This is a genomic window from Streptomyces sp. NPDC033845 (assembly GCF_055576225.1).
The window spans coordinates 225,265-251,182 of record NZ_JBVIRI010000010.1; the positions used below are offsets into that span (position 1 = coordinate 225,265).

The 25,918-nt window shown below is 73.7% G+C and carries 22 protein-coding genes; 12 read left to right on the top strand and 10 right to left on the bottom strand.

Features of this window, described 5'->3' with window-relative positions; genetic code table 11:
• Nucleotides 1-121: 121 nt before the first annotated feature.
• Nucleotides 122-2,551, bottom strand: coding sequence for a right-handed parallel beta-helix repeat-containing protein (locus ACZ50K_RS22700; RefSeq protein WP_468905844.1), 2,430 nt, complete (start codon nt 2,549-2,551; stop codon nt 122-124).
• Nucleotides 2,552-2,778: 227 nt separating this feature from the next.
• On the opposite strand from ACZ50K_RS22700, the gene hmgA reads away from it, so the two are divergent.
• Both hmgA and ACZ50K_RS22710 read left to right on the top strand, forming a co-directional pair.
• Nucleotides 2,779-4,140 carry a homogentisate 1,2-dioxygenase gene (hmgA, locus tag ACZ50K_RS22705; protein ID WP_468905846.1) on the top strand — a complete coding sequence of 454 codons (1,362 nt, stop codon included), beginning with the start codon at nt 2,779-2,781 and terminating at the stop codon, nt 4,138-4,140.
• A gap of 39 nt (nt 4,141-4,179) precedes the next feature.
• Nucleotides 4,180-4,929 (top strand): GntR family transcriptional regulator, encoded by a 750-nt coding sequence (locus ACZ50K_RS22710; protein WP_468905849.1) that lies wholly within the window; start codon nt 4,180-4,182, stop codon nt 4,927-4,929.
• Nucleotides 4,930-5,009: 80 nt separating this feature from the next.
• On the opposite strand, the gene ACZ50K_RS22715 is transcribed toward ACZ50K_RS22710, so the two are convergent.
• Nucleotides 5,010-5,168 carry a hypothetical protein gene (locus tag ACZ50K_RS22715; protein WP_468905851.1) on the bottom strand — a complete coding sequence of 53 codons (159 nt, stop codon included), beginning with the start codon at nt 5,166-5,168 and terminating at the stop codon, nt 5,010-5,012.
• Between the two features lie 127 nt (nt 5,169-5,295).
• Between ACZ50K_RS22715 and ACZ50K_RS22720 the strand changes: the two genes are divergently transcribed.
• Together ACZ50K_RS22720 and ACZ50K_RS22725 are read left to right on the top strand one after the other, a co-directional pair.
• Nucleotides 5,296-6,411 carry a type ISP restriction/modification enzyme gene (locus ACZ50K_RS22720; RefSeq protein WP_468906029.1) on the top strand — a complete coding sequence of 372 codons (1,116 nt, stop codon included), beginning with the start codon at nt 5,296-5,298 and terminating at the stop codon, nt 6,409-6,411.
• A gap of 98 nt (nt 6,412-6,509) precedes the next feature.
• Nucleotides 6,510-7,706, top strand: a complete 1,197-nt coding sequence (locus tag ACZ50K_RS22725; protein WP_468905852.1) for a CaiB/BaiF CoA transferase family protein — start codon at nt 6,510-6,512, stop codon at nt 7,704-7,706.
• 57 nt (nt 7,707-7,763) lie between these two features.
• Here ACZ50K_RS22725 and ACZ50K_RS22730 read toward each other — a convergent pair whose 3' ends face one another.
• Nucleotides 7,764-8,033, bottom strand: coding sequence for a hypothetical protein (locus tag ACZ50K_RS22730; RefSeq protein WP_468905855.1), 270 nt, complete (start codon nt 8,031-8,033; stop codon nt 7,764-7,766).
• Between the two features lie 306 nt (nt 8,034-8,339).
• On the opposite strand from ACZ50K_RS22730, the gene ACZ50K_RS22735 reads away from it, so the two are divergent.
• A complete protein-coding gene (locus ACZ50K_RS22735; RefSeq protein WP_468905857.1) occupies nt 8,340-9,377 on the top strand; it encodes a serine/threonine-protein kinase in 1,038 nt (345 codons plus the stop codon).
• Nucleotides 9,378-9,500: 123 nt separating this feature from the next.
• On the opposite strand, the gene ACZ50K_RS22740 is transcribed toward ACZ50K_RS22735, so the two are convergent.
• Complete coding sequence (locus ACZ50K_RS22740) at nt 9,501-10,307, bottom strand: SGNH/GDSL hydrolase family protein (protein ID WP_468905860.1); 807 nt, start codon at nt 10,305-10,307, stop codon at nt 9,501-9,503.
• A 245-nt stretch (nt 10,308-10,552) separates the two neighbouring features.
• Here ACZ50K_RS22740 and ACZ50K_RS22745 point away from each other — a divergent pair, with 245 nt between their 5' ends.
• Nucleotides 10,553-11,659, top strand: coding sequence for a DUF5925 domain-containing protein (locus tag ACZ50K_RS22745; protein WP_468905862.1), 1,107 nt, complete (start codon nt 10,553-10,555; stop codon nt 11,657-11,659).
• 21 nt (nt 11,660-11,680) lie between these two features.
• Here ACZ50K_RS22745 and ACZ50K_RS22750 read toward each other — a convergent pair whose 3' ends face one another.
• Complete coding sequence (locus tag ACZ50K_RS22750; protein ID WP_468905864.1) at nt 11,681-12,067, bottom strand: GntR family transcriptional regulator; 387 nt, start codon at nt 12,065-12,067, stop codon at nt 11,681-11,683.
• Nucleotides 12,068-12,137: 70 nt separating this feature from the next.
• Here ACZ50K_RS22750 and ACZ50K_RS22755 point away from each other — a divergent pair, with 70 nt between their 5' ends.
• On the top strand, nt 12,138-13,079 hold the full coding sequence (locus tag ACZ50K_RS22755; RefSeq protein ID WP_468905866.1) for a GNAT family N-acetyltransferase: 942 nt from the start codon (nt 12,138-12,140) through the stop codon (nt 13,077-13,079).
• On the top strand, nt 13,076-13,579 hold the full coding sequence (locus tag ACZ50K_RS22760) for a ribonuclease FAU-1 family protein (protein WP_468905868.1): 504 nt from the start codon (nt 13,076-13,078) through the stop codon (nt 13,577-13,579). The genes ACZ50K_RS22755 and ACZ50K_RS22760 overlap by 4 nt, the downstream gene beginning before the upstream one ends.
• Nucleotides 13,580-13,683: 104 nt before the next feature.
• On the opposite strand, the gene ACZ50K_RS22765 is transcribed toward ACZ50K_RS22760, so the two are convergent.
• Entirely contained in the window at nt 13,684-14,247 is a 564-nt protein-coding gene (locus ACZ50K_RS22765) for a dihydrofolate reductase family protein (RefSeq protein WP_468905870.1), read from the bottom strand.
• A gap of 261 nt (nt 14,248-14,508) precedes the next feature.
• Between ACZ50K_RS22765 and ACZ50K_RS22770 the strand changes: the two genes are divergently transcribed.
• Nucleotides 14,509-15,579 (top strand): lytic polysaccharide monooxygenase auxiliary activity family 9 protein, encoded by a 1,071-nt coding sequence (locus ACZ50K_RS22770; RefSeq protein WP_468905872.1) that lies wholly within the window; start codon nt 14,509-14,511, stop codon nt 15,577-15,579.
• Between the two features lie 70 nt (nt 15,580-15,649).
• Here ACZ50K_RS22770 and ACZ50K_RS22775 read toward each other — a convergent pair whose 3' ends face one another.
• Both ACZ50K_RS22775 and ACZ50K_RS22780 read right to left on the bottom strand, forming a co-directional pair.
• Entirely contained in the window at nt 15,650-16,540 is an 891-nt protein-coding gene (locus tag ACZ50K_RS22775) for an esterase/lipase family protein (RefSeq protein WP_468905873.1), read from the bottom strand.
• Nucleotides 16,541-16,788: 248 nt separating this feature from the next.
• Complete coding sequence (locus ACZ50K_RS22780) at nt 16,789-17,577, bottom strand: class I SAM-dependent methyltransferase (RefSeq protein ID WP_468905876.1); 789 nt, start codon at nt 17,575-17,577, stop codon at nt 16,789-16,791.
• 536 nt (nt 17,578-18,113) lie between these two features.
• On the opposite strand from ACZ50K_RS22780, the gene ACZ50K_RS22785 reads away from it, so the two are divergent.
• Nucleotides 18,114-19,313 carry a cytochrome P450 gene (locus ACZ50K_RS22785; protein WP_468905877.1) on the top strand — a complete coding sequence of 400 codons (1,200 nt, stop codon included), beginning with the start codon at nt 18,114-18,116 and terminating at the stop codon, nt 19,311-19,313.
• A 51-nt stretch (nt 19,314-19,364) separates the two neighbouring features.
• On the opposite strand, the gene ACZ50K_RS22790 is transcribed toward ACZ50K_RS22785, so the two are convergent.
• The gene (locus ACZ50K_RS22790) at nt 19,365-20,411 is read right to left on the bottom strand and encodes a DNA polymerase Y family protein (protein WP_468906031.1); all 1,047 of its coding nucleotides are present in this window, start codon (nt 20,409-20,411) and stop codon (nt 19,365-19,367) included.
• Nucleotides 20,412-20,452: 41 nt separating this feature from the next.
• Nucleotides 20,453-23,932, bottom strand: a complete 3,480-nt coding sequence (locus tag ACZ50K_RS22795) for a DNA polymerase III subunit alpha (RefSeq protein ID WP_468905880.1) — start codon at nt 23,930-23,932, stop codon at nt 20,453-20,455.
• 172 nt (nt 23,933-24,104) lie between these two features.
• On the opposite strand from ACZ50K_RS22795, the gene ACZ50K_RS22800 reads away from it, so the two are divergent.
• A complete protein-coding gene (locus tag ACZ50K_RS22800; protein ID WP_468905882.1) occupies nt 24,105-25,232 on the top strand; it encodes a DUF3533 domain-containing protein in 1,128 nt (375 codons plus the stop codon).
• Nucleotides 25,229-25,903, top strand: coding sequence for an acetate uptake transporter (locus ACZ50K_RS22805; protein WP_468905884.1), 675 nt, complete (start codon nt 25,229-25,231; stop codon nt 25,901-25,903). Before ACZ50K_RS22800 ends, ACZ50K_RS22805 begins: the two co-directional genes overlap by 4 nt.
• The last annotated feature ends 15 nt before the right edge of the window (nt 25,904-25,918 follow it).

Genomic DNA, 25,918 nt, shown 5'->3' on the forward strand with positions numbered 1-25,918 from the left:
GGCGAGCCAGCGGGTCCGGTGCAGGGCGGGCTCGCGGGCCTGGTGCGAGGCGGGCTCGCGGGGCCTGCGGCCAGTTGCGTACGGGTCGGCACGCCGGGAGGCGCGCCACTGCCTCGCCCTGTCACGCCGCACCCCCTGCGGGGCCCTGCGGCCCGGAGGGGCCCGGGTCGGCCTTCGGGGCGGCCTGGTGGGCCTCCGGCGTAGCCGGGGACTGGGCTGCGGTGCGCCCCGGGCCGTCTGTGGCCGCGTCGATCGCGGGGCCCGGGGCATCGCCGGGGCCCGGCTCGGCCTTCGGGGCGGCCGGGTGGGCCGGCGCAGCCGGGGGCTGGGTTTGGGCGCGCCCTGGGCCGTCCGTGACCGCCCCGCTCGCGGGGACCTGCGGCCCGGCTGGGTCGGAGGTGGTCGCCTCGGGGTGCACGGTGGGCTTGGTTGCCGTGAGGGTTCGGGTTTGGGATTGGGGGTGGGGGTGGGGTTGGCGGGGGGTCGGGGTGGTTTCGGGGGACTGGGGTTGGGTGGGGACGGTGAGGGGGGCGGGGGGTGGGGTGGGGCGGGCGGCGGCTATGACTGACCAGAGGATCCAGATCAGGGCGGCCAGGCCGCGGAGCCAGGCTGGGCCCAGGGGGGTCCAGGGGATCATCATCACGGCCTTGTCGAAGGCGTCGAGGAGGGTCAGGGCGCCCAGGAGGAGGGTGAGGCGGGCGAGCCAGGGGCGGTCGGGGCGCAGGACCAGGCCGGCGGCGGTCCATGCCAGGCCGAGCAGCAGCAGGGCGAGGGCCGGGACGGAGGTGCCGGTGAGGGGCATGGTGGAGCCCGCCACGTCCAGGACCAGCCCGGCCAGGCCGAGCAGGGCGGCGGCCGTGCCGAGGGGGGTGCCGCGGAGGCGGCGCCACCACAGGGTGCCGCCGACCAGCAGCAGGACCGCGGCCACCGCCGCGGCCAGCTGGGTCTCGACCCGTTCCAGGCCGCGGGCGCCGTACCAGTCGCAGCCGGCCGGCAGCCGCCGGGCCTGGACGTTGTAGTCGGCGCAGACCAGCAGTTGGACGAGCTTCACCGGTTCGCCGACCAGTCGGGCCGACCCTCCCGACAGGTCGCCGCGGTCCGTCCCGCACTCCGGCAGGGTTCCGGGGGTGGAGCCGTCCGGGCCGTCCTGCCAGCAGTTGCCCTTGCCCTGGCCGTCCCACCATACGTCCATGCCGTTCGGGCGGGAGTTGCCGGCCTTGTCCTTGCCGAGCACGTTGTCGGCGTACCGGTTGTGGTGCGAGGTGTCGGCCTGCTTGGACCAGGCGGACTCGCCCCGGATGAAGGCGGGTACGGCGCTGAGGAAGAACCCGGCGCGCCGGTGTCCGTACACCCAGTTCTGTTCGTAGATGTTCCAGTTGCCGCCCGCGGTGATGATGCCGGTGCCGGGGGGCATGGAGATCTGCGGGCAGACGACGCCCTGCTCGTAGCCCCGGTCGATGGGGGGCTTGGCGCAGGTGCCGTCGGCCACGTGGCGGTAGTAGTCCTGGTTGTTGTCGTGGATCAGGTTCCGTTCGAACTTGGCGTGGTTCTGCGGGAGTCCGGGGTGGCCGGGGAAGGCGCTGTCCATGGAGGCGCCGCCCATGTTGTGGTCGAACTCGTTGTCGTGGACCCAGACGGAGTCCCCGGCGGTGCCCGAGTAGCCGACCATGTTGTGGTGGCTGCGGCAGCCGGTGATCTCGATGGAGTAGCGGGGCACCTCGTAGCCGCGGCCCTCGTTGATGTTCGAGGCGCTGCCGGGGTAGATGCCGGAGTCCCCGTTGCCGTAGGACTCGCAGTTCTTGTAGAGGCCGTGGTCGCTGGCGAAGGTGAGGAAGCCGTACTCGTCGTTCCAGCGGGTGAGCACGTCGTCGATGACGAAGCCGTCGCCGGCCAGTACGTAGAGGGAGTTGAAGGTGGTGCGCTGGGCGGTGAAGTTGCGGAAGTAGATGCCGTTGGACTTGTCGGCGCGGATGCCGTTCAGCTTCTGGTACTTCGCGTCGATGATCACGTCCAGCCGGGAGGCTCCGGTGCCCTCGATCTGGAGGTTCGTCTTGCCGAGGATGGCGACGAGGTTCTGGTTGTGCCGGCACCGCACCTGCTGCTCGTAGCTGAGGATCTGGTAGCCCAGGGAGGAGTCGGGGGCCTTCAGCCGGGCGCACTCCCCCGCCGGTTGGGGCAGTGAGGGCTCCTCCTCGTAGAGGCCGGGCAGGATCGCGATGTTCATGCCGGGCCGGTCGACCTGGTCCACGGCCTGCTGGAGGTGGCGGTAGCCGTTCCGCTCGCAGCGGGCGAAGAGGTCGAGGTTGCGCTGCCGCAGCTCCGGCGGGAAGGCGGCGATCCGCTTCTCGAACGCGGGCCGGTCGGTCTTGCAGACGATCAGGTCGGGCTCGGCCGCGCGGTACTCCGGTACGGATCCGGAGCCGTCGGGGAAGGTGACGGGGCGCTCTTCGTGTGCCCGGGCCGCCGGGGCGGCGGCGAGCAGGGCCAGGAAGGCGAGGAGGGCGGCGAGGAGCGCCGCCGGCACGGCAGGGAACCTGCGGGACCACGACATGCGCGAGAGAGTAGAGCAATGTTCAGCTTTTGGGATCCCCTCCCGCACCGGGAGTTCCAACAGGGCGGGGCGCCGGGCCGGGAGCCCCGTGCGGGCCGGGGATTCCGCGGCCCGGCCGGGCGGGGCCGTGGCGCGATCGGCATCGGTGGGATTTCACCGTTGACTCGGGCGGGGCAGGAATCCTACTGTCGACCATAGGATTCCTTCGACGGAGCGGGAGCGGGCGCATGGTGGGCACTGGCGGAAGCAGCGGCAGCGGCAGCGGCGGCGAACAGGCCGGGAAGACGGCGGCGGGGCTCGGCTACCTCACCGGTTTCGGCAACGAACACAGCTCGGAGGCCGTCCCCGGGGCCCTGCCCGTCGGCCGGAACTCACCCCAGCGGTCCCCGCTCGGCCTCTACGCCGAGCAGCTCAGCGGCAGCGCCTTCACCGAGCCGCGCGCGCACAACCGCCGGTCCTGGCTCTACCGGATCCGCCCCTCGGCCGCCCATCCGCCGTTCACCCGTGTCGACAACGGCGGGCTGCGCACCGCGCCCTTCACCGAGACCGTCCCGGACCCCAACCGGCTCCGCTGGAACCCGCTGCCCGACCCCGCGCCCGGCACCGACTTCCTCGACGGCCTGTGGACCCTCGGCGGGAACGGCGACGCCGCCCAGCGCACCGGTATGGCCATCCACCTCTACGCCGCCGACTCCCCCATGACCGACCGGGTGTTCAGCAGCTCCGACGGCGAGCTGCTGATCGTCCCCGAGCGGGGCGGGCTGCTGCTGCACACCGAGTTCGGGCTGCTGTCCGCCGGGCCGGGCGAGATCGCCCTCATCCCGCGCGGCGTCCGCTTCCGCGTCGAGCTCCTCGACACCGGGGCGGACGCCCCGGCCCGCGGTTACGTCTGCGAGAACTACGGCCAGCCCTTCCAGCTGCCCGACCTCGGGCCGATCGGCGCCAACGGCCTCGCGGCGGCCCGTGACTTCCGGGCGCCGGTGGCCGCGTACGAGGACGTGGAGCGGCCCACAGAGGTGGTCAACAAGTTCTGCGGCAACCTCTGGTCCGCGACCTACGACCACTCCCCGCTGGACGTGGTGGCCTGGCACGGCAACCACACCCCGTACGTCTACGACCTGCACCGCTTCAACGTCATCGGCACCATCAGCTACGACCACCCGGACCCGTCGATCTTCACGGTGCTGACCTCCCCCTCCGACACCCCGGGCCTGGCGGGCGTGGACTTCGTGGTCTTCGCCCCGCGCTGGCTGGTCGGCGAGGACACCTTCCGCCCGCCGTACTTCCACCGGAACGTGATGAGCGAGTACATGGGCCTGATCGAGGGGGCGTACGACGCCAAGGCCGAGGGGTTCGTGCCCGGCGGCGGCTCGCTGCACAACATGATGTCCGCGCACGGACCGGACCGGGAGACCTTCGACCGGGCCAGCGCGGCCGAGCTCAAGCCGCAGAAGATCGACGACGGCCTGGCCTTCATGTTCGAGACCCGCTGGCCGATCACCGCGACCGCCCAGGCGGCCGGCGCCGACCACCTCCAGCGCGCATACGACACCGTCTGGCAGGGTCTGGAACGCCACTTCCCGGCCTAGGATGCCCAGCAGGCCGCCCCACCCCGTACGGAGACCCGCGTGACCGCCTTCGCCCCCGACTCGCTGGTACTGAACCGGAAGCTTCCGCTCTGGTACCAGGTGTCGCAGTCACTGCGCGCGTCGATACTCGGCCGCACCCCCGACTCCTCGCTGCGCCTGCCCACCGAGGAGCAGCTGGCCGAGCACTACGGGGTGAGCGTGCTCACCATGCGGCAGGCCCTCAAGGAACTGGAGCAGGAGGGTCTGATCAGCCGGCACCGGCGGCGCGGCACCTTCATCGAGCCGGGGGCGCAGCGCGGGGCGCCGGTGCGGCTGCTGGGCTCGGTGGACGCGATCGTGGCCCAGCAGTCGGGTGAGCGGACCACCGTGCTGGGGCAGGAGCGGGGGCCGGTGCCCGGGGAGCTGTCCGAGTACTTCCCGGGGGCCTCCGAGCTCGTCACCTACCGGCGGCTGCGCCGCGACGGGACCACCGGGGAGCCCACCAACTGGGCGGAGAACGCGCTGCCGCCGGAGCTGGCGGCCTCGGTGGAGGCGGCGGACCTGGAGCGCTGGCCGATGACCAAGGTGCTGCGGGACGTGGTGGGGGTGCGGATCAGCCGGATCACCGACACGGTGGAGGCGCGGCTGGCCGATCCGGCCACCGCCGAGCTGCTGGAGGTGCCGCTGCTCAGCCCGATCCTGCACTACACGGGCGTCACCTACGACGAGGACGGCCGGGTGGTGGACGTGGCCCGGATCCGCTACCGGGGCGACCGGTTCTCGTTCACGGTGACGGTGGACGCGCACTGAGCGTGACCGGGCACGCGGCCTGCGGCGAGGGCGGTGGCGGGCCCGCCGCCGGACGCCTCCGCCACCCCTCCTGCCGGTTCCTAGTCGTCCTCGGCGCCGCGTTCGCCCTCCGCCTGGGAGGGGGTGGTGCGCGTGGTCTGCGGGTGGGCGCGCTGCTTCTGCTGCGCCGCGTCCATGTCCTCGTCCAGGCGTTCGCCTTCCGCCTGGGACGGGGTCGAGTATTCGTCGTACTGGCTCATGGCCGCCTCCTCGGGCCGGGACATGTGCGTACGGAAGGTGCGTAACCCGAGCGTAACCCTTTGACCCGACCCCGCTCGCCCTACCATCTGCGGGGTGAGCGAAGACGCGCTTCTGCTGGACGATCTGATGCCGTGGTCGGTGCCCCCGCTGCGGCTGGGCCGGGGCTGGCCGGCCGCCCCGGATCCGGGCACCCTGCGGGCCCGGTGGGCGGCGCTGACCGGGGCGGCGGGGGCCGACCGGGAGCGGCTGTTCCGGCCCAGCCGGGCCCGTACCCCCGACGCGGGGGCGGCGGCGCTGCCCGGGCAGCGGGCCGGGACGGGGCGGTTCGCCCGGGACCCCGGGGAGTGTCCGGAGCCGGTGCGGGTGCTGACCGGGCCGTTCCACGAGGAGTGGCTGCTGCCGGACCAGCGGCTGATCGACGCGGCCCGGCCCGAGCTGTGGCGGGTCCGGGGCGGCCGGCAGCTGTTCCTGCTGGAGGACCTGGTCACGGCGGAGCTGCCGGCCGGGCGGCTGCCGGGCCGGGTGCGGCCGCTGCACCGGCGTCCGGGCGGCTCGGAGCCCAATCTGGCGCCGGGTCTGACGGAGTTCCTGGGCGGGCGGTACGGGACCGGGGTCGGCCCGGAGGACGTGCTGTGCTGGGTCCTGGCGGCCGGGCGGCCGGGCCCCCGGGGGTACGAGGTGCCGCTGCCGGCCGGAGCCGGGCGCTGGCGGGCCGGGCTGGAGCTGGGCCGCCGGATCCTGGCCGTCCAGCTGCGCGGGGCACGGGGCGGGGAGCCGCCGCGGCTGCCGGGCGGGCGCCGGCCGTATGTGCGGGCGGCGCTGCCGGCCCGTCCGGCGGGCCCGGAGTACGACCCGGAGAGCGAGACCCTGTGCCTGGGGAGCGGGCAGATCGCGCCGGTGCCGGCCGGGGCCTGGGAGTACGAGGTGCGCGGGGCCCGGGTGCTGGAGGGCTGGTTCGCGGCCCGGACCGCCTACCGGGAGGCGGACGGTCTGGAGGCCCTGGGGCCGGCGCAGTGGCCCCAGGAGTGGACCTCGGAGCTGCTGGCCCTGCTGACCACCCTCGCCCTGCTGGCCGAACTGGCGCCGGAGCGGGCCGCGTTCGCCGCCGGGGCCGGGCCGGTGCTGCCGGCCGGGGAGCTGCGGGCGGCCGGGGTGCTGCCGCCGCCGGCCCGGTCCCGGCGGCCCGCCTCGGTGCTGGACCACCAGGAGGAGGGGCCGGGCGGCCAGTTCGCCCTGCTCTAGACCGTCTCTTTCGGATCTTGCCGGATCCTGCCGGATCCTGCCGGGCCGGGGTGCCCCGGCCCGTGACAGGAGGGGGTGCGAGGAGGTAGGCACGGGGGATGGACACCGAACCGCTCCCGCTGGCCGGGATCACCGTCGTCGCCGTCGAACAGGCCGTGTCGGCCCCCTTCGCCACTCGGCAGCTCGCCGACCTGGGCGCCCGGGTGATCAAGGTGGAGCGGCCCGACGGCGGGGATTTCGCCCGCCACTACGACACCGCCGCACAGGGTCTGGCCTCGCATTTCGTCTGGGCCAACCGGGGCAAGGAGTCGGTGGCGCTGGATCTGAAGGAGCCGCGCGGCCGGGAGGCGCTGGAGCGGCTGATCGCCGGGGCGGACGTGTTCGTGCAGAACCTGGCGCAGGGTGCGGCGGCCCGGCTGGGCCTGGACGCGGCGACGCTGTGCGCCCGGTACGGGCGGCTGGTCGCGGTGGACGTCTCCGGGTACGGCCCGGAGGGCCCGTACGCGCACAAGCGGGCCTACGACATGCTGGTGCAGTGCGAGGCGGGACTCGTGTCGGTGACCGGGACCCCCGGACGATCCGTCAAGTCCGGTGTCCCGGCCGCCGATATCGCCGCCGCGATGTACGCCTTCTCGGGCGTGCTGGCGGCGCTGCTGCGGCGCGGGGTGACCGGCCGCGGCGGACCGGTGGAGGTGTCCATGCTGGACTCGCTCGCCGAGTGGATGGGGCATCCGCTGCACCACACCATGCACGGCGGGCAGCAGCCGCCGCGGACCGGTCTGGCGCACGCGGTGATCGTGCCGTACGACGCCTATCCGACGGCGGACGGCGGTCAGGTGCTGCTGTCCGTGCAGAACGACCGGGAGTGGCGACGGCTCGCGGAACAGGTTCTGGAGCGGCCGGAGTTGGCGGACGATCCGGAGTACGCGACCAATGCGGCGCGGACCGCGCGCCGGGAGAAGACCGACGCGGTGGTGGCCGGGGCGCTGGCCGGTCTCGGCACGGCGGAGGCCGTCGGGCGGCTGGAGGCGGCCGGGATCGCCTGCGCCCGGCTGAACTCGGTGGCCGAGCTGGCCGCGCACCCGCAGCTGGCGGCCCGGGACCGCTGGCGGGAGGTGGACTCCCCGGCCGGGCCGCTGCGGGCCCTGCTGCCGCCGATCGTCCTGCCGGGTGGCGCGGCACCGCGGATGGGCGCGGTGCCGGCGCTCGGCGAACACACCGACGCCGTGCTGCGCGCCCTGGGGATGACGGACGCGCAGGTCACGGCGCTGCGCCGGGACGGTGTGATCGCCTGAGGCCGGGACGGGGCGTGTCGGGGACGGGGTTCCGGGACGGTGTCCGGGAACGGTGGGTTACGACCGGCGGCTGCCGAAGAGCGTGCGCCGCAGCCGGCGCAGCGGGGCGAAGAGGGCGACGCGCGCGCTCCGGCTCCGCTGGCGGTGCGTGTGGTCGCGCGAGGTGAGCTCGCGCATCAGCAGGGTCGCCTCCGCCGCGTCACCCGGCGGGACGGCGGGGCCGCCCAGCACGGAAAGGTGACGGTCGAGGCGCTTGCTGGTCGCGCCACTGCCGCAGGTGATGGCAGGCACGCGTGGCGGCCTGCTCCGCATTGCTATCTGTTCCATGTCTCTCCCCACCCGTACGAGGGCACCCGGCCCGGGCAGGGTAACCCTATCGTCCCCGCGTCGTGGTCGGGTATCCCGGTCGTGTGAATTACCCCTGTGCGCACGGGGAGTTGACGGTTACTCAGCGGAGTCGGCCGTCACTCTCCGCACAAACCGGCCGCTTTGGAGAGTTTTCGCACGGGCGGCGCCACATCGCACGAACTCGGATAACGTGGAGTGATCGCCCCGTTACGGGCGACTGCGGTGGTCTGCCGATGCGGTGAGGGGGCCCGGATGAGCGGGAGCCCGGATGAGCGGGGTGGCCGGATGAGCGGGGTGGACAGGGCGACGGCCGGCGGACGCCTCGTCGCGGGACGGTACCGGCTCCTGGACCCGCTCGGCGAAGGCCGGGCCGGGGTGGTCTGGCGGGCCCGGGACGAGGTCCTGGGCCGTGAGGTCGCCGTGAAGGAGGTCTGTGCCCCGCCCGGGCTGGCCCCGGCCGCGGCCCGCGACCTCTACGCGCGCGCCGAGCGGGAGGCGGGGGCCGCGGCCCGGATATCGCACCGCGGGGTGGTCCGGGTGCACGACGTGGCCAGCGCGGACGACCGCCCCTGGATCGTGATGGAGCTGATCCGCGGGCTGTCCCTGGCCGAGGTGCTGGCGGCGGACGGACCGCTGCCGCCGCAGCGGGTGGCCCACCTCGGGGAGCAACTGCTGGCCGCGCTGCGCGCCGGGCACGAGGCGGGGGTGCCGCACCGGGACGTGCAGCCGGGCAATGTGCTGATCTCCAACGACGGCCGGATCATGCTCTCCGACTTCGGCCTGACGGCCGGGCCGAACGGCGCGGGCGACACGGGCGGCGAACGGGGTGCGGGCGGCGAACGGGGTGCGGGCGGTGCCGAGCCGCGGTTCCCGGCGCCCGAGGGGCAGTCGGATCCCGGGGCGGACCTGTGGTCGCTGGGCGCCCTGCTCTACACCGCGGTGGAGGGACATGCCCCGCCGCCCCTGTCGGACGGCTCCCCCGGCATCCCCGCGCCGGGGGGCGCGGGCCATCTGGCCCCCGTACTGGAGGGTCTGCTGCGCCGTGATCCGGCGGCCCGGCTGCCGGTGGCGGAGGCCGCACGGATGCTGCGGGTGATCGGCGCGGGCGGCAGCGTACGGGCCGCCGGCGGTCCCGAGTCGGGCCCGGACGCCGGACCCGGCCCGGGAGCGGGCGGGGATCCGGCGCCGGGCGGCGGCGGTCACGCACCGGCTCCGGCGCCGACCGGGGGGTCGGCGCCGCGCCGGGCCGGCCTGGTGCTGCTGGCCGGAGTGCTGGTGCTGCTGGCCGCGCTGGTGACACTGGTCTGGCTGCTGGCCGGCTGACGCCCCCGGGCCGGACGCGGCGCGCGGAGGCGGTCGGGCGGTGCCCGGCCAGGCGGGGTTCGGGCGGATAGTGTTCAGTCGGATGGTGCTCGGTCAGGCGGTGCTCGGTCAGGCCGCGTTCGGTCAGGCCGCATTGGTGAAGGCGGGCAGGTAGCCGCCGGACTGTCCGGCGGCGGTCGGGTGGTACGACTCGCCGATGTTGGTCCAGTTGAGGCTGTGCAGCCAGGCGCTGCTGGAGCAGATCTCGTGTCCGGTGAAGGTGCCGGTGACCGAGGCGTAGGCGAAGCCGTGGTCGGCGGCCCGCTTGGCGAGGGCGGCGTTCAGATGGTCGGCCGCGCCGTTGATGGCGGCCCGCTCCCCCTCGGAGAGCCCGGCCAGACAGCTGCCGTTGAGCTTGTAGAACCGGGGGTAGCCGATGACGACCACCCGGGCGGACGGGGACTTGCTCCGGATGGTGCTGTAGACCTGGTTGAGCTGGCCCGGGAGGGTGTTGTCCACATAGGCCTTGGCCTGGTTGACGCGGCTGACGCAGGAGGACTCGGACTGCAGCACACAGGTGGTCATGACGTCGGAGAACCCGGCGTCGTTGCCGCCGACGGTGATGCTGACCAGGTCGGTCCCGCTGTTCAGCGGTCCCATCTGGTTGGCGAGCACATCACCCGTACGGGCGCCCGAGCAGGCGGTGAAGGAGAAGGTCTGCGGGGAGTGCGCGGCGGCCCAGAGCGCGGGGTAGGCGCGGCTGGTGCGTTTGCAGTTCCCGCTGCCGCTGTCGTAGTTCCCGGCGCCGAGGCCGGAGGAGTACGAGTCGCCGAGGGCGACGTAGCCGAAGTCCGCCTGGGGTGCGGCGGCGGCCGATCCGGCGCCGAACAGGGCGGCGCCGGCTGCCAGTAGCAGCGCGGAGGTCAGCGAGGCGAAGCGCGACAGTCTCATGGGTGCGGCTCCTCGTGGGGGAGGGTGACTGACAACTCGTCAGTACGTCTTCTCCGTGGTACCGGTAGCGGGGCACTTCTGGAAGTGTCCATGCCAAGAATCTTCGGGGTGGGGATGGCGGGGGTGATCCGGGCTGAACCTTCACTGCCAACGCCGTTTGAAGAGGGAAGTCACCCACTCGATCCGGCGAACGAACCCCTGAAACACGGGTGCGCGCGGGCATCGCGTGCCGGATCATGGACGCCATGTCAGTCACCCCGGACGACCCCCAGCACGCCCTGCCGATCCGGCTCAACGTGGACGACAGCGATTCACCCTCCGATGTCGTCGACGCCCTGTTCCTGGGCCGGTTCGCCTCCGGCGAGCAGCCCTACTCGCACAGCGTCACCATCGAGCGGGTCAGGCCCGGGGCCACCCTGCTGCCCCCCGCCGCGACCGTGCTGCGCGCGGCCCGCGACACCGACCGCAGCGCCACCCTCGCCCAGGGCGAGGGCTGGACCATGCTCGTGTCGCGCTGGAGCCGGGGCGCCGACGTCACCGTCACCGCCGTCACCGACGAACTCGCCGAACGGGTCCTGGACCAGGCCACGGACGGGGCCCAGGACGAGCCGGAGCCGCAGCCGGAGAACGTCACCATGGGCTTCTGGTACGTCTCCCCGCGCCGCGGCCCCTACCGGACCACACGTCAGATCGCGGCCGGCACCTGGGCGGAGGTCCGCTCCAACTACACGGCTCCGGTCGCCGGGGCGATGGACCGGCTGATGAAGGTCACCCCGGACGACATCGCGGGCCGGCTGCTGCTGCTCCACGGCCCGCCGGGCACCGGGAAGACCTCGGCGCTGCGCACCCTGGCCCGGTCCTGGCGCGAATGGTGCCAGGTGGACTGCGTGCTGGACCCGGAGCGGCTGTTCAACGACGTCGGCTATCTCATGGACATCGCGATCGGCGAGGACGAGGGCACCGCCAAGGGGCGCTGGCGGCTGCTGCTCCTGGAGGACTGCGACGAGCTGATCCGCGGTGAGGCCCGGCACACGGCGGGTCAGGCGCTGTCCCGGCTGCTCAACCTGACGGACGGTCTGCTGGGACAGGGCCGCAACGTCCTCGTCGGGGTCACCACCAACGAGGACCTGGAACGGCTGCACCCGGCGGTGGTCCGGCCCGGACGCTGTCTGGCCCGGATCGAGGTGGGCAAGCTGACCCACACCGAGGCCGTGGAATGGCTCGGCACCGACGAGGGGGTGTCCCGGGAGGGCGCCACCCTGGCCGAGCTGTTCGCCCTGCGGCGCGGCACCGGTCCGGCCGCCGTCCTCCCGCCCCAGCCGCACGGCCCGGCGGCCGGCCTGTACCTCTAGGCGGTGCGGTCGGAGCCCCGGCTACGAGGCGTAGCGGGCGCGTACGGCGGCCACGGCGGCGGCGAGGGCCTCGTCCTCGGTCAGCCCGAGCCGCCGGGCCCGTTCCGCGTAGCCCTGCGCCGCGAGCGCCGCCTCGCGCGCCGCCGAGTCGCCGGCCGCGGCGACGAAGGTGCCGTGCCGGCCGCGGGTCTCGATCACCCCGTCCGACTCCAGTGCCCGGTAGGCCTTGGCCACCGTGTTCGCCGCCAGGCCGAGTTCCTCGGCCAGCCCGCGGACGGTCGGCAGTTTGAAACCGGTCGGCAGGGTGCCCGCCCGGGCCCGGTCGGCGATCTGCGCGCGCAACTGCTCGTACGGGGCCGCCGCGTCGGCCGCCTTCGAAAGGGTGAGCTTCAGGTTCGTCGAGGTCACACGGCAGATTGTGCTCCATCCCCGGAAAAATCGGAGGCGCTCGCCCCTCTTCCCGCCTAGCGTCCGGGATATGTCCGTACAGATCCGAGACCTCCGCCGTGATGACCCCGCCGATCTGGAGGCCGTCGTCCGGGTCCGCCGGGCCGCCCTGCCGTTCATGATCTCGACCCCCGAGCTGCTCGGCCACGAGCTGGCCGCCGCCACCCCCGACCGTCACCAGCGGGTCCTCGTCGCCGAGACCGGGGCGGGCGAGGTCATCGGCACCGCCCAGGTGGGGGTGGCCGTCGACAGCCCCGAGCCGGGCCGCTGCTTCGCCAACCCGTACGTGCACCCCGGCCACCGGGGAACCGGTGCCGGCTCCGCCCTGCTGCGGGCCGCCGAGGCCCATCTGGCGTCGGTGGGCGGCAGGGAGGTGTTCGCCTGGGTCCTGGACGAGCCCCCGCACCGCGCCTTCGCCGAACACCACGGCTACCGCGCCGGCCGGTCCGCGCACTTCCTCCGGCTGGACCTGACCACCGCCGCCCTGCCGCCGCTCCCCGCCGTACCGGCCGGGGTGGAACTCCTCCCCGCCTCCGCCTTCGCCGCCGACCCGCACCCGCTGTTCCTCGCCGACGCGGAGACCACCGCCGACGAACCCAGCGACGTGCAGACCGAGTTCGACGACTACGAGGACTGGCTGGGGCACACCTGGAACAACCCCTCACTCGACAAGGAGCTGACCGTTGTCGCTTTGGTGGAGGGTGATGTGGCCGCCTTCACCGCCGTCCGGACCGACGGGGCCACCCGCTACGCCTCGGCCATGACCGGCACCCGCCGCGCCCACCGCGGCCGCGGTCTGGCCGGACTGGTGAAGACCGTCTCCCTGCACCGGGCCCGGGCGGCCGGCTGCACCGAGGCCTTCACCGGCAACGACCGCGGCAACCTGCCGATGCTCGCCGTCAACCGCAGGCTCGGATACGAGGTCTGCGCCGCCGAAGTCCGCTACGCCAAGACCCTGGGAGCCCGGGCATGACCACCACCACCGTGGAGATCGCGCTGGTGAAGGCCGGCCGCACCAAGATCCGCTACCCGGCCGAGCGGCTCTCCGACGACGGGGTCCGGCTCGCCGTGCGCGCCCCCTGGGCCGCCCCCGGGGTCCGCGACTTCGGATTCGTACGGTTCGAGCCCGGCGACGTGTTCGTCGAGCACTACTGGCGGGACCGGTGGTACGCGGTCAAGGAGGTGCGGGCCGGGGACGGGGTCCTCAAGGGCTGGTACTGCGACATCACCCGGCCCGCGGTGGTCGGGACGGCCGACGGGGCCACCGAGGTGCTGGTCGAGGACCTCGACCTGGACCTGTGGGTCTCCGCCGACGGCACCGAGGTGCTCCGGCTGGACGAGGACGAGTTCGCGGAGAGCGGTCTCGCCGGCCGGGACCCGGAAGCGGCCCGGCAGGCCCTCGCCGCCCTCGACGAGCTGGAACGCACCGCGAGGGCGGGCGCCCTCCCGGCCCTCCTCGCCCTCCCCGACTGACGCCCCCCGGCGCGGCATGCGCGCGTACGGCCCGGGCCGGGCTCCCGCGTACAGTCCGGCCTCCCGCGTACGGCCCTGGCCCGCGTGCGGCCCGGGCCGATGGCTCAGCGCCGGGTGCCGTACCTGGTCATGACCACGCCGCCGGGAAAGGTCCGGGTCTCCAGCAGCTCCAGGCCCACCCGGCCGTCCAGCGCGGCGAAGAACGGCGTGCCGCCGCCCACCAGCACCGGATGGGTGACGACCGTGTACTCGTCGACCAGTCCGGCCCGCATCGCCGCCCCGGCGAGCGCCGCACCGCCCACCCGCATCGGCCCGCCCTCCCCCGCCCTCAGCCGGGCGATCTCCGCGACCGCGTCCCCGGTGACCAGCCGGGCGTTCCAGTCGACCCCGTCGAGGGTCGAGGAGAACACCGCCTTCGGCGTGTCCCGCCAGTTCCGCGCGAACTCCGCCTGCGCCGGGGTGGCGTCCGGCCGCCGGTCGCCGGTCGGCCAGTGCGAGCTCATGGTCTCCCACAGCCCGCGGCCGTAGAGGAACAGGCTGACCGCCCGCTCCTCGTCGAGCCACCACTGGAACAGCTCCTCGCTCGGCACGCCCCAGCCGATGTCGCCGCCGGGGTCGGAGACATAGCCGTCCAGGGACAGGTTCATGCCGTAGAGCAGTCGGCGCACGGGCTGCGTCCTTCCGTCGGTCGGGCTCGGAATTCTAGGCGCCGCGCACCCCGAGGCGGCCCGGTCCACGCCTACCTGAGCTGCTGCTTACTGCCGCCTTAAGCGGACCCTAAGGATCGGCCGGGAGGGGCCGGAGCGGGCCGGAGGCGGGGGCGCAGTGGCTAGCTTGGCGGAGCCGGGAAGGGCGGGGCGGTGTCGTGCGGCGCCGTGCGGAACCCGCCGGACGGCCACCAGAACCGCGCAGCCGAAGGAGACCCACCCATGCCCGCTCGCCGAACGGCCCACCGCGTCGCCGCCCTCGGATTCGCCCCGCTCGCCGTGGCCGCGTTCGCCGTCACGCCCGCCGCGGCGCACGGCTCGATGACGGATCCGGTGAGCCGGGTCGCGGCCTGCTACGCGGAGGGGCCGGAGTCCCCACGGTCGGCGGCCTGCAAGGCTGCGGTCGCCGCGAGCGGGGCGCAGGCGTTCTACGACTGGAACGCGGTGAACATCGCCAACGCGGCCGGGAACCACAAGGCGCTGATCCCGGACGGCAAGCTGTGCTCGGCCGGCAACGACAAGTACCGGGGCCTCGATCTGGCGCGCGGCGACTGGCCGGCCAGCCCGATGACGGCCGGTAAGCACGTGTTCCGGTACAAGGGGACGGCTCCGCACCGGGGTTCGTTCGCGCTGTACGTGACGAAGGACGGGTACGACCCCTCCCGTCCGCTGAAGTGGTCCGATCTGGAGTCCAAGCCGTTCGCGACGGTCACCGACCCGGGGATGAGCGGCGGGGACTACGTGTTCACCGGGACCGTGCCCCGGAAGTCCGGGCGGCACCTGATCTACAGCGTCTGGCAGCGCTCCGACAGCCCGGAGGCGTTCTACACCTGCTCGGACGTGGTGTTCGGGAAGGACACCGGCCAGCCGGGCAAGCCCGGCACTCCCACGGCGAAGCCGACTCCGAGGCCGACCGGGAAGCCGACGGCGGTCCCGACCTCGCGGCCGTCCGCCCGGCCGTCCGGGGCGCCTTCGACGGCCCCGTCCGCGCCGCGTGCCGAGGTGCCGTCCGGGGTGCCGTCCGAGGTGCCGTCGGCGCCGACCGACGAGCAGATCGCGAAGGGCCGCGGCAAGTCCACCGTGGAGCACAACGGGCACGGGGACAACGACGCGAGGACCAACGGCGGTTCCGCCTCCCCCGTCCCGGTGGCGGACACCAGTCTGGCCGAGACCGGGGGGAGCGGCACCTCCTCGCTGATCGCCGTCACCGGTGCCGGGGTCCTGGCGGTCGGTGCGGCCGTGCTGTTCGGGGTGGCCCGCAGGCGTACCACCGGGGGCCGGCACGGCCGCTGACCCCCGGCGGGCCGATCACCCGCGGATCACCCCCGGATCATCTGCGGATCGCCCGCGGACCATGTGCGGCTCAGTCGAAGACCGAGGCGCAGGTGGTCCGTTCGGCGTTCGCCGGGTCGAGGGCGTTGAGCGCCTCGTGCCAGGCGATCCGGTCGACCAGTCCGATGGCCACGTGCTCGGAGAGGTCGACCGGGCAGAGGTCCTGGAGGACCACGTTGCGCACGTTCGGTCCGTTCAGGAACTGGGTGCGGTACGGGGTGACCACCTGGTCGTACTGGGTGGCGATGACCGTGTAGGCGACTCCGGGAACGGTGTCGCCGCCCGCGTTCAGCTTGGTCATGAAGGGGGAGCCGGCGATCTGGTCGGCGAGCCCCGGGGTGGCGGAGCTGATCAGGTCCTCTGCCCCGGGGAAGTAGGGCAGCAGTTTGGTGAGCCCCAGCAGGGTGGTCCCGTGGTTGCTGGGGGCCAGTCCGACGAGCGCGTTGACCTTGGCCGCGCCGCCCAGGAACTTCAGGTAGTAGCGCGGCATCATGCCGCCCTGGGAGTGCCCGATCAGGTCGGCTTCGGGGGCGCCGGTCGCGGCGAGGACCCGGTCCACGAACACGCCGAGCTGGGCGGCGGACTTGTCGATGGCGCCCAGGCCGTAGAAGAACGGCACGCCGGGCAGTTGGCCGTAGTCGAGGGAGTAGACGCAGTATCCGCGGTTGACGAGGTACGGGGCGAGGCCGAGCCAGTTGTCGACGGCGTTGCCGAAGGTCCCGTGGACCAGGACCACCGGGCGCGGATGGGCGGCGGAGGGTTTGCAGGACCAGTTGTTCCAGCCGCTGCTCGCCGCGGTGGCGGCCGCTGCGGCGGTGGGGGCCGTGGGGGCGGCGGTGGCGGTGCCGGTGGGGGCCGCGAGGGCGGCGGTGGCGAGGGCGAGGGCGGCCAGCGGGCGGAGCAGGCGTCTCCAGGGCAGCATCGGGTGATCTCCTTGCGGCTCAAGGGGAGGGGATGAGGGGGGAACTCCCGTGATCCGGATCACATGGGGTGCTGCTGACCGTTAAATTACGGGCGAGTAGCAAGACTTGGAAGTTACGCGTCGGTAAAAAATCGGCGCGTCGGCCCCCGCACCAGCCGGACGCGAGGAAAACGCCGGAGGAGGAGCCGCCTGATCGGCGGCCCCTCCTCCGGCGTGCGGGCCCGTCGGGCTCCGGGTGTGCGGGCCCGTCAGCCCAGGGCGGGGCGGCGGCCCCAGACCGCGATGGTGGCCAGGCCCAGGTCCAGGAAGTCGTCCTGGTACATGCGCGAGGCGGCCCGGGCCACCTGCTCCTCGGTGGCGCCGCCGGCCTCGACCACGATCGGGCCCCAGCCCTTGATGGCCTCGCCCCAGAACAGGCCCATGTTGCGGTTGCCGCCGACCACCGAGAGGGAGGCGTCCAGGCCGATCTCCTCCAGGCCGAGCGCCTCCAGCGGCTTGGGGAAGGTGCGCGGCCAGTCGAGGTCGGTGCCCACCTGCTCCTTGTACTGCTTCAGGGTGGCCAGGCTGACCTCGCGGTAGTCCTCGTCCTGCGCGGACTCGACGGGGAACTTGGCGGGCTCCTCCAGCAGCAGCCAGCCGCCCGGCTTGAGCCAGGAGACGACCTTGGCGAGGTCCTCCTCGCGGCTGCGCAGGTGGCTGAAGACGTAGCGGGCGTAGATGAGGTCGAAGGAGCCCTCGGGGAAGTCCTCGGCGGTGACGTCGTGCCGGCGCACCTCCAGGTTGGGGAGGTCCTCGTCGCTCAGCGCGCCGAGTTCGATGTCGGTGGCGATGACCTTGCCGGCCGGGACGTGCTCGGCGAGCCAGCGGGAGGTGGAACCGGAGCCGGCGCCGATCTCCAGGCACTGCCAGTCCGGCTTGGGTTCCAGGGCGGCCAGACGCACCTTGCTGTTCGGGTCCAGCTCGTCGCGCAGCGCGGTCAGCCACGCCGGCGTCGGCTCCTGGGCGACTTCCTCGTGTCCGGTCACTTCAGCCGTCACTCTCGCACGCTCCTCATCGGGGTTTATCGCAGCTTTTTCTTTGCGAACGCGGATTTTATGCACCCGCCGGAACTGCCGCACCGCACCAGGGGCGCCCTCGGGTAACCAGAAATGCGGAGGAATGAATTCAGCCCGCGTTGCGGCGCTCTGCCATTCGCATCGAGGACACATCGTGAGGCGCCTTCGACAGGGAAGTCAAGAACCCCGCACACCGCCCCTGACGGACCTCCCGCCAAGCCTGACGGGACAACTTCCCCCAGTCGCCATTTTGGCTGGAAGGAATCCATCCATCCGGTCTTTGAACTGCACATCCCAGTCTCGCAAAGGGACATCCGGACTCCGGATGTCCCGCTGACAGGACAGCTGGCCGAAATATCCACGGCCTCTGCGAGGCAGCGCGGAAACTTCTGAGGGAACCGGATACATACGCGTTCTTGACGCCATCTCCGTGGCCATCCACCCCCTCAGGCGCTACCTTCCTGACGTGGCCGGATCCATGAGTCCGCTTTCACAGTTCCCGTCAATGGAGGAAAACCGTGTCAGATTTCGCTGACCGCTGGGGATTTGCGCAGGACAAGTTTTGGCTGCGCGGGGAGCGCCCGGCGGAGACGGTCGAGTGGAACGAAGAGCTCCAGCGATGGGAGGTCTTCGGCTACGCGGAGGTCAACGAGGCGCTCAGCAACAACGACGCCTACTCCGCCGACTCCGGGAAGCTGTTCGGCCTCGACGAGGAGACCCTCAAGTACTTCGACGGCGACCTGGCCCAGATGACCGGGCCCGAGCACGCCAACATCCGCAAGCAGGTCAGCCACGCGTTCAGCCCGCGGTTCATCGAGCACCTGGAGTCCCGGGTCCTCGAACTGTCGAACAAGCACGCGGACAAGGTGGCCAACATGGGCCGCTTCAACCTGCTGAGCGACTTCGTCGACGAGGTCGCCGGCATCGTCTTCAGCGAGCTGCTGGGCATCCCCGCCGACGACCGCACCATGTTCAAGGTCGTGGACCAGAACATGGACCAGCAGGCCCAGATGACCCTGGTGGACCAGGGCAGCGAGGACGGCTACTTCGAGAAGCTGACCAAGCCGCTGGAGCCGCTGCGCGAGATGCTCGGCGCGCACGTGGACGCGAAGACCAGGGAGCCCAAGGACGACCTGATCAGCCTGCTCTCGCAGGTGAAGAAGCTCGACGGCAACCCGATGACGCGGGACCAGATCATCAACTTCATCATCGGCATCCTGGGCGCCGGGCACCTGGCCACCCCGCTGCTGTGCGCCAACACCATGCTGTGCCTGGAGTCGTTCCCGGAGCAGTACTCGCTGGTCAAGGCGGACCGGTCGCTGATCCCCGGGATGCTGGAGGAGTCCATGCGCTACCTGACCCCGGGTGCCGCCTCCTACCGCGCCACCGTCCAGGACGTGGAGCTCGGCGGCAAGCACATCCCCAAGGACCAGCTGCTGCGCGTGTTCCTGGGCGCGGCCAACCGCGACCCGCGCCAGTTCACCGACCCGGACGCCTTCGACGTCACCCGCGCCCCCAACCCGCACCTGGGCTTCGGCCGCGGCGCCCACTACTGCGTGGGCGGCCAGATGGTCCGGGTGGAGACCCGCATCGTGTTCGAGGTGCTCCTGGAGCGCTTCCCGAAGCTGCGCGTGGACACCGACATCCCGCCGCTGTTCTTCAACTCCCCGGACTTCACCGGTGTGCGCTCCGGCGGCATGTGGGTCCGCATCGACTAGTCCCCCACCCGGCCCCGACCGGCTCCTCCCCTCCCGGAACCCTCGCCCGCGCTACGCGGCGAGGGTTCCCCTGGTGACGGCGGCCGGGCCGAACCGCGCGCGGAGCCGGTCCGCCACCGCCTCGATCCGCCGGGCCTTGTCGTCCTCGGGATCGAGGCTGAGCTGGTGCGCGGCGCGTCCGGCCGGGGTCAGCCCCTCGGCGCGCAGCGCGAGGGAGCGGACCCGGGCCCGCTGGAGGCCCAGCCCGGTGTGCAGGGCGTAGGCGGTGGCGGTCAGGGCGGCCGAGTGCGCGGTGGGTTCGGGCAGGGTCCGGTCCCGGGTGAGGAGCGTGCGGTCGGCGCAGCGGACGGTCAGCGAGAGGGAGCGGCAGACCTGCCCCTGCCCGCGCAGCCGGGCCCCGAGCTCCTCGGTGAGCGAGAGCAGCGCCCGGCGCTGGTGCGCGGGGTCCAGCTCGTCGCGGTCGAAGGCGCGTTCGGCGCCCAGCGACCGGGTGGCCGTGCCGGGGAGCACCGGGGTGCGGTCGATCCCGTGGGCCCGTTCGTACGCCTCGCGGCCGGCCCGGGCGCCGAGGACCCGGCGCAGGGTGGCGGGCGGGGCGGCGGCGATCCGGCCGACCGAGTCCAGCCCGTACCCGCAGAGGGCGCGGGCCGCCTTCGGCCCGATCCCGTCCAGGGCGGTCACCGGGCGGTCCGCGAGGAACCGCCGTACGGCCGGGGGGTCGTCCGGTACCAGCAGGGTGCGGCCGGGGCCGGCCTCGCGGGCCGCGAGCCGGGCCAGCATGGGGTTGGCGGCGGCGCCGACGGCGCAGTCCGCCCCGTAGAGGGCGAGGGCCCGGACCCGGATCAGGGCGCCGAGGCCGGCGGCGTCCCGGCCGAAGTAGCGGAGGGCGCCGCGGACATCGGCCAGCGCGCCGTCCGGGGGCAGCGGCTGGACCACCGGGGTCAGTTCGCCGAGCAGCCCGAGCAGTCCGGTGTAGGCCTCCGCGCCGGGCGGTCCGCCGTCCGCCGTCCGGAACCGCACGCACAGCACACCCGCCGCGCCTGCCGGGCCCGCGGCGTCCACCGGGCCCGCGGCGTCCACCGGGCCCGCGGCGTCCATCGTGCCCGTCGGGCCCGTCCCGGCGGGTCCCCGGGCGGGTGTCATCCCGCGCTCCCCTGGCTGGCGTGCCAGAGTCCGCGCGGGGTGCGGGTGCCCGGGCCGGGCGGGCGGAGGTCGGCCCACGGGTTCAGTTCGTACCCCGTGCCGAGGTGGATCCGGCGGCCGGGGTCGCCGGGGCCGGCCGGCAGCGGCTCGGCGAGGCGGGCGGCGACGGCCTCCAGGCCGCCCTCGCGGCGGAGTTCCACCAGCTCGGCCAGGTTCCAGGCGGCCGCGCCCACCACGCTGAGGCTCTGCGGTCCGCGCCGCTGGACCACCCCGCGGACCAGCAGCAGGAAGGAGTGGAACACGGTGTGCGCGCAGGCCTCGTGGCTGTCGTCGAAGAAGGCCAGGTCGACCAGTCCGGTGCCGTCGTCCAGGGTGGTGAAGACGATCCGGCGGCCGGAGCGCACCGGCGGGGTCTGGGTGGCCGCCTTGGCGCCCGCGACCAGGACGGTCCGGCCGTGTTCCACCCCGCGCAGCGACCGGGCCCGGGTCACCCCGAGTTCGGTGAGGAACTCCTGGTGACCGTCCATCAGGTGGTGGGAGGCGTCCATGCCGAGGATGCCGAGCTCGGCGCTGAGGCGTTCCGCCTCGTTGAGGTCGGGGAGTCCGGCGCCGGCGGTGGATCCTCCTCCTTCCAGGGGGAGTTGGGAGCCGTTGGTGCCCGCCGCCCGGTGGGCTCCGTGCAATTCGGCGAGGTGCAGCAGCAGGTCCCGGCGGTTGGTTCCGAAGGAGTCCAGCGCGCCGACCTGGGCGAGGCGTTCGGCCGCCGGGCGGCCGGGGCGGGCCCGTTCCCAGAAGTCGCGCAGCGAGGTGTAGGGCTGTCCGGACTCGATCCGGTCGGCTTCGGCTCCGGTGATGCCGTGCACGTCGGCCAGCGCCAGCCGCAGCCCCCACACCGGGGGCACCGCGCCCGGATCGGACACCAGTTCGACACGATGGGCGACGGCGGACCGGTTCACGTCCAGCGGCAGCACCGGCACCCCGCGCCGCCGGGCGTCCGCCAGCAGCAGCCGCTTCGGGTACATGCCGGGGTCGTGGGTGAGCAGTCCGGCGTAGAAGGCGGCCGGGTGGTGGGTCTTGAGCCAGGCCGACTGGTAGGTCGGCACGGCGAAGGCCACCGCGTGCGCCTTGCAGAAGCCGTAGCTGCCGAAGGCCGCCACGATCTCCCAGGTGCGGTCGACCACCTCGGGGGCGTAGCCGTGCTCCCGGGCCTTCCGCTCGAACCACACCTTGATCCGGCCCTGGGACTCGGGGTCGGAGAGCCCGCGCCGCACCCGGTCCGCCTCGTCCCGGCCGCAGCGGGTCAGCGTGTGCACGATCTCGATGATCTGCTCGTGGAAGACCACCACCCCGTAGGTCTCGCGGAGCGCGTCCGCCAGGTCCGGGTGCGGGAAGACGACCGGGGCGCGCCCGTGCCGGGCCTCGATGAAGGGCCGGACCATGTCGGCGGCCACCGGGCCGGGCCGGAACAGCGAGATGTCGACCACCAGGTCCTGGAAGGCGGCCGGCTGGAGCCGGCCCACCAGGTCGCGCTGGCCGGGCGACTCGATCTGGAAGCAGCCCAGGGTCTCGGCCGAGCGGATCAGTTCGTAGGTCGCCGGGTCGTCCGGCGGCAGCTGGACCGGGTCGTCCAGGTCCAGCCGGCGGCCGGTGGTGCGGCGGATCTCGGCCACGGCGTGGGCCATCGCGGACTGCATCCGCACTCCCAGCACGTCGAGTTTGAGCAGCCCGAGGGCTTCCACGTCCTCCTTGTCGAACTGGGACATCGGGAAGCCCTCGCCGCTGGTGGGCACCACCGGGGTGCGGGCGAGCAGCGAGGCGTCCGAGAGCAGCACCCCGCACGGGTGCATGGCGGTGCCGCGGGGCAGTCCGTCGAGTGCCTCGACGAGCTCCCACAGCCGGCCGTACCGGTCCTGTTCGGCGCGGACCCCGCGCAGTTCGGGGAGTTCGGCCAGGGCGGCGCGGGCGTCCCGGGCGCGGATGTGCGGGAAGGCCTTGGCGAGCCGGTCGGTGACCGCGGGGTCCATGGAGAGGGCCGCGCCGACGTCGCGGATGGCGTGCCGGACCCGGTAGGTCTCGGGCATGGCGACGGTGGCGACGCGTTCGGCGCCGAACCGTCCGATGATCTCCCGGTAGACCTCCAGCCTGCGGGCGGACTCCACGTCGATGTCGATGTCGGGGAGGACCGGGCGGCGCCGGGACAGGAACCGCTCCATCAGCAGGCCCTGTTCGACCGGGTCGGCGTGGGCGATGCCGAGCAGGTGGTTCACCAGGGATCCGGCGCCGGAGCCTCGGGCGGCCACCCGGATGCCCATCCTCCGGATGTCGTCCACGACCTGGGCGACCGTCAGGAAGTAGCTGGCGTAGCCGTGGTGGGCGATGACGTCGAGTTCCTCGCGCATCCGATCCCAGTAGGCGTGCCGGTCCCCGTGGCCGCGCAGCACCAGTCCGGCGGCGGCCCGGGATTCCAGGACCCGCTGGGCGGTGCGGTGGGCGGCGCCGACCAGATGGGCCTCGGGGAAGTGCACGGAGCCGATGCCGAGGTCGTCCTCGGGGTCCACCGCGCAGGCCGCGGCGGTGTCCCGGGTGTCCGCCAGCAGTCCGCGCGCGTCGGCCGGGCGGAGTCCGGCGGCCCGGGCGACCAGCTCGGCGTTCTCGGCCATGGCCCGGGCCGGCTTGAGCCAGCGCTCCCCGCCGTCGAGCGGCCGGCGGGGGTTGCGGAAGTCGATGGGGACGAGCCGGCGGGCGGCGTCGAGCACATCGGCCACCGGCCCCTGGCCGGGGTCGGCGTAGCGGACGGCGTTGGTGAGTACGGCGGTGACGCCCTGCTCGGCGGCGAAGCCCAGGGTGCGGGCGGCCAGCCGGAGCGAGCCGGGGCCGGTTCCGGTGCGGCCGTGGTGGACGGCCTCCAGCCGCAGGGCGGGGCCGTAGGTCTCCCGCCAGGGTCCGAGCAGCCGGGCGGCCCGGTCCGGGCGGCCGGCGGCCAGCGCCCGGCCCACTTCGGAGCCGGGGCCGAGCAGGACGAACACGCTCTCGCCGCGCAGGGCCTCCCAGGGCACCACCGGCTGTGCCGTCCCGGCGGTCCGGTGCGCTTCGGTGATCATGCGGCAGAGCTCGGCCCAGCCGGCCGCGCCGTCCCGGGCCAGGAAGACGGCCCGGGGGGCGGACTCGTCGAGGAAGGCGCCGCCCTTGACCGGGGTCCGGCGGCGGTACGGGGCCCCCGGCCCGGCCGGACCGCCCGGCCCGCCCTCGGGTACGGGCGCGGCGGCCACCGCCAGGTCCGCCCCGAACAGCGGGCGGATGCCCGCCTTCGCGCAGGCCCCGGCGAAGCGCACCGCGCCCGCCAGGGTGTCGCGGTCGGTGAGGGCGAGGGCGTCCATGCCCCGCTCGGCGGCGCGCTCCGCGAGCCGTTCGGGGTGCGAGCCCCCGTAGCGCACGGAGTACCCGGAGGTGGTGTGCAGATGCGTAAACCCGGGCATGTGCGCCTCCTGCTTCCCTCGGGCCACTCCTGCCCTTCCGACCTCCCCCGTCTCCCACCATAGACCAATTCGAATGCCCGTACGAAACACTTGTTCGACCAATGGGGGTATCGGGTCACCCGTTCGGCCTTCCCCTGCTGCACCGGGCCCCCGGCGCGCCGAGCGTGGGGGCATGACCTTTCTCGCCGAGATCAAGGACGCGGTGACCACCCGGGCCGCACTGCTGGTCCTCGGGGTGCTGGCGCTCCAGCTCGCCTTCATCACCTCCTACATCGGCGCCTTCCACCAGCCGAAACCGAGCGGGATCCCGATCGCCGTGACCGCGCCCCTGCCACAGGTCGCCGCACAGTCGGTGAAGCAGCTCGGCGAACTGCCCGGGGACCCCCTCGACCCGCGGGCCGCCGCGAACGAGGCCACCGCCCTGCGGCAGATCCGGAACCGGGACGTCGACGCCGCGCTGATCATCGACCCGGCCGGCCGCACCGACCGGCTGCTGGTGGCCGGCGGCGCCGGCGCCTCCCTCTCCCAGGCCGTGGAGGAGGTGGTCGGGCTGGTCGAGCGGACCCAGGGACGCACCGTGGAGATCACCGACGTGGCCCCGGCCGCCAAGGGCGACGCCCGCGGCCTGTCCGCGTTCTACCTGGTGGTCGGCTGGTGCGTGGGCGGCTACCTGTGCGCCGCGATCCTGGCGATCAGCGCCGGGGCCCGGCCCGCGAACTCCGCCCGCGCCGTCATCCGGCTCGGCGCGCTCCTCGCGTACGCGATCGTGGCCGGGCTGCTCGGCGCGGTGATCGCCGGCCCGGTGCTGGACGCCCTGCCCGGCAGCATCTGGGGCCTGTGGGGCCTCGGCGCGCTGGTGGTCTTCGCGGTCGGCGCGATCACCCTGGCCTTCCAGGGGCTGGCCGGGGTCGTCGGCATCGGCCTGGCCATCCTGCTGGTGGTGGTCCTCGGCAATCCGAGCGCGGGCGGCGCCTATCCGTACCCGCTGCTGCCGCCGTTCTGGCGGGACATCGGACCGGCCCTGCCGCCGGGCGCGGGCACCTACGCCGCCCGCTCCATCGCGTACTTCCAGGGCAACGGGGCCGGCGGCCCGATGCTGGTGCTGGCCGGCTGGGCGGTGCTGGGCGCCGCCGTGACCCTGGCCTGCGCGCTGTTCCGGCGCGGCCGGCCCGGGCCGGCCGTCGGCAGCGGCCTCCCGGCGGAACCGGAACCCGGGACCCCCGGAACTACGGGTACGCCCGGCACTACGGGTACGCCCGGGACGTCCGGGGCGGCCGGCGGCCCGGCGGAGGCCCGGTGAACACCCCTCCGCTGCCGTGGAACCGGCAGGGGCCCATCGCCCAGTCCGTCTCGGTCAAGCGGATGGAACCGAGCGCCCAGGCCCAGCTGGGCGCGCTCGGCCTGACCGGCTTCATCGTGGTCACCGTCATCGCCACCGGCATCGACGCCGGGATCTTCCCCGAGAAGCTGGGCCACTCGGTGCTCCCGCTGGTCGGGTTCTTCATCGGCGGCCTCGCCCAGCTGCTGGCCGGACTGTTCCAGGCGCAGCGCGGCGACACCTGGCACGCCACCGTCTTCGGTGGTTTCGGACTGTTCTGGATGGCCAAGGCCTGTCTGCTCCAGTGGGTGCTGCCGGCCACCGATCCGGCGCTGCGCGGGGACGTGAGCGGGCTGTTCACCCTGCCCTGGGTGTTCGTGGTGTTCGTGCTGTGGCTGGGCAGCTGGCGGATCCACCTGGTGCTGCTGTCCACCTTCACCATGGTGCTGGTCGTGTTCGTCGCCATGACGGTCAACGGGTTCACCGGCGAGGTGGTCTGGAACCGGATCGCCGGCTGGAGCGGTCTGCTGGCCTCCCTCGGCGCCACCTATCTGCTGGCCGGCCAGATCCTCGCCAGCACCTGGGGCCGGGCGGTCCTGCCCATGGGCCGCTTCCTGGCCCCCGAGGACCCCGAGGAGCATCCGGAGACCTGATCGCCCGGCCCGCGC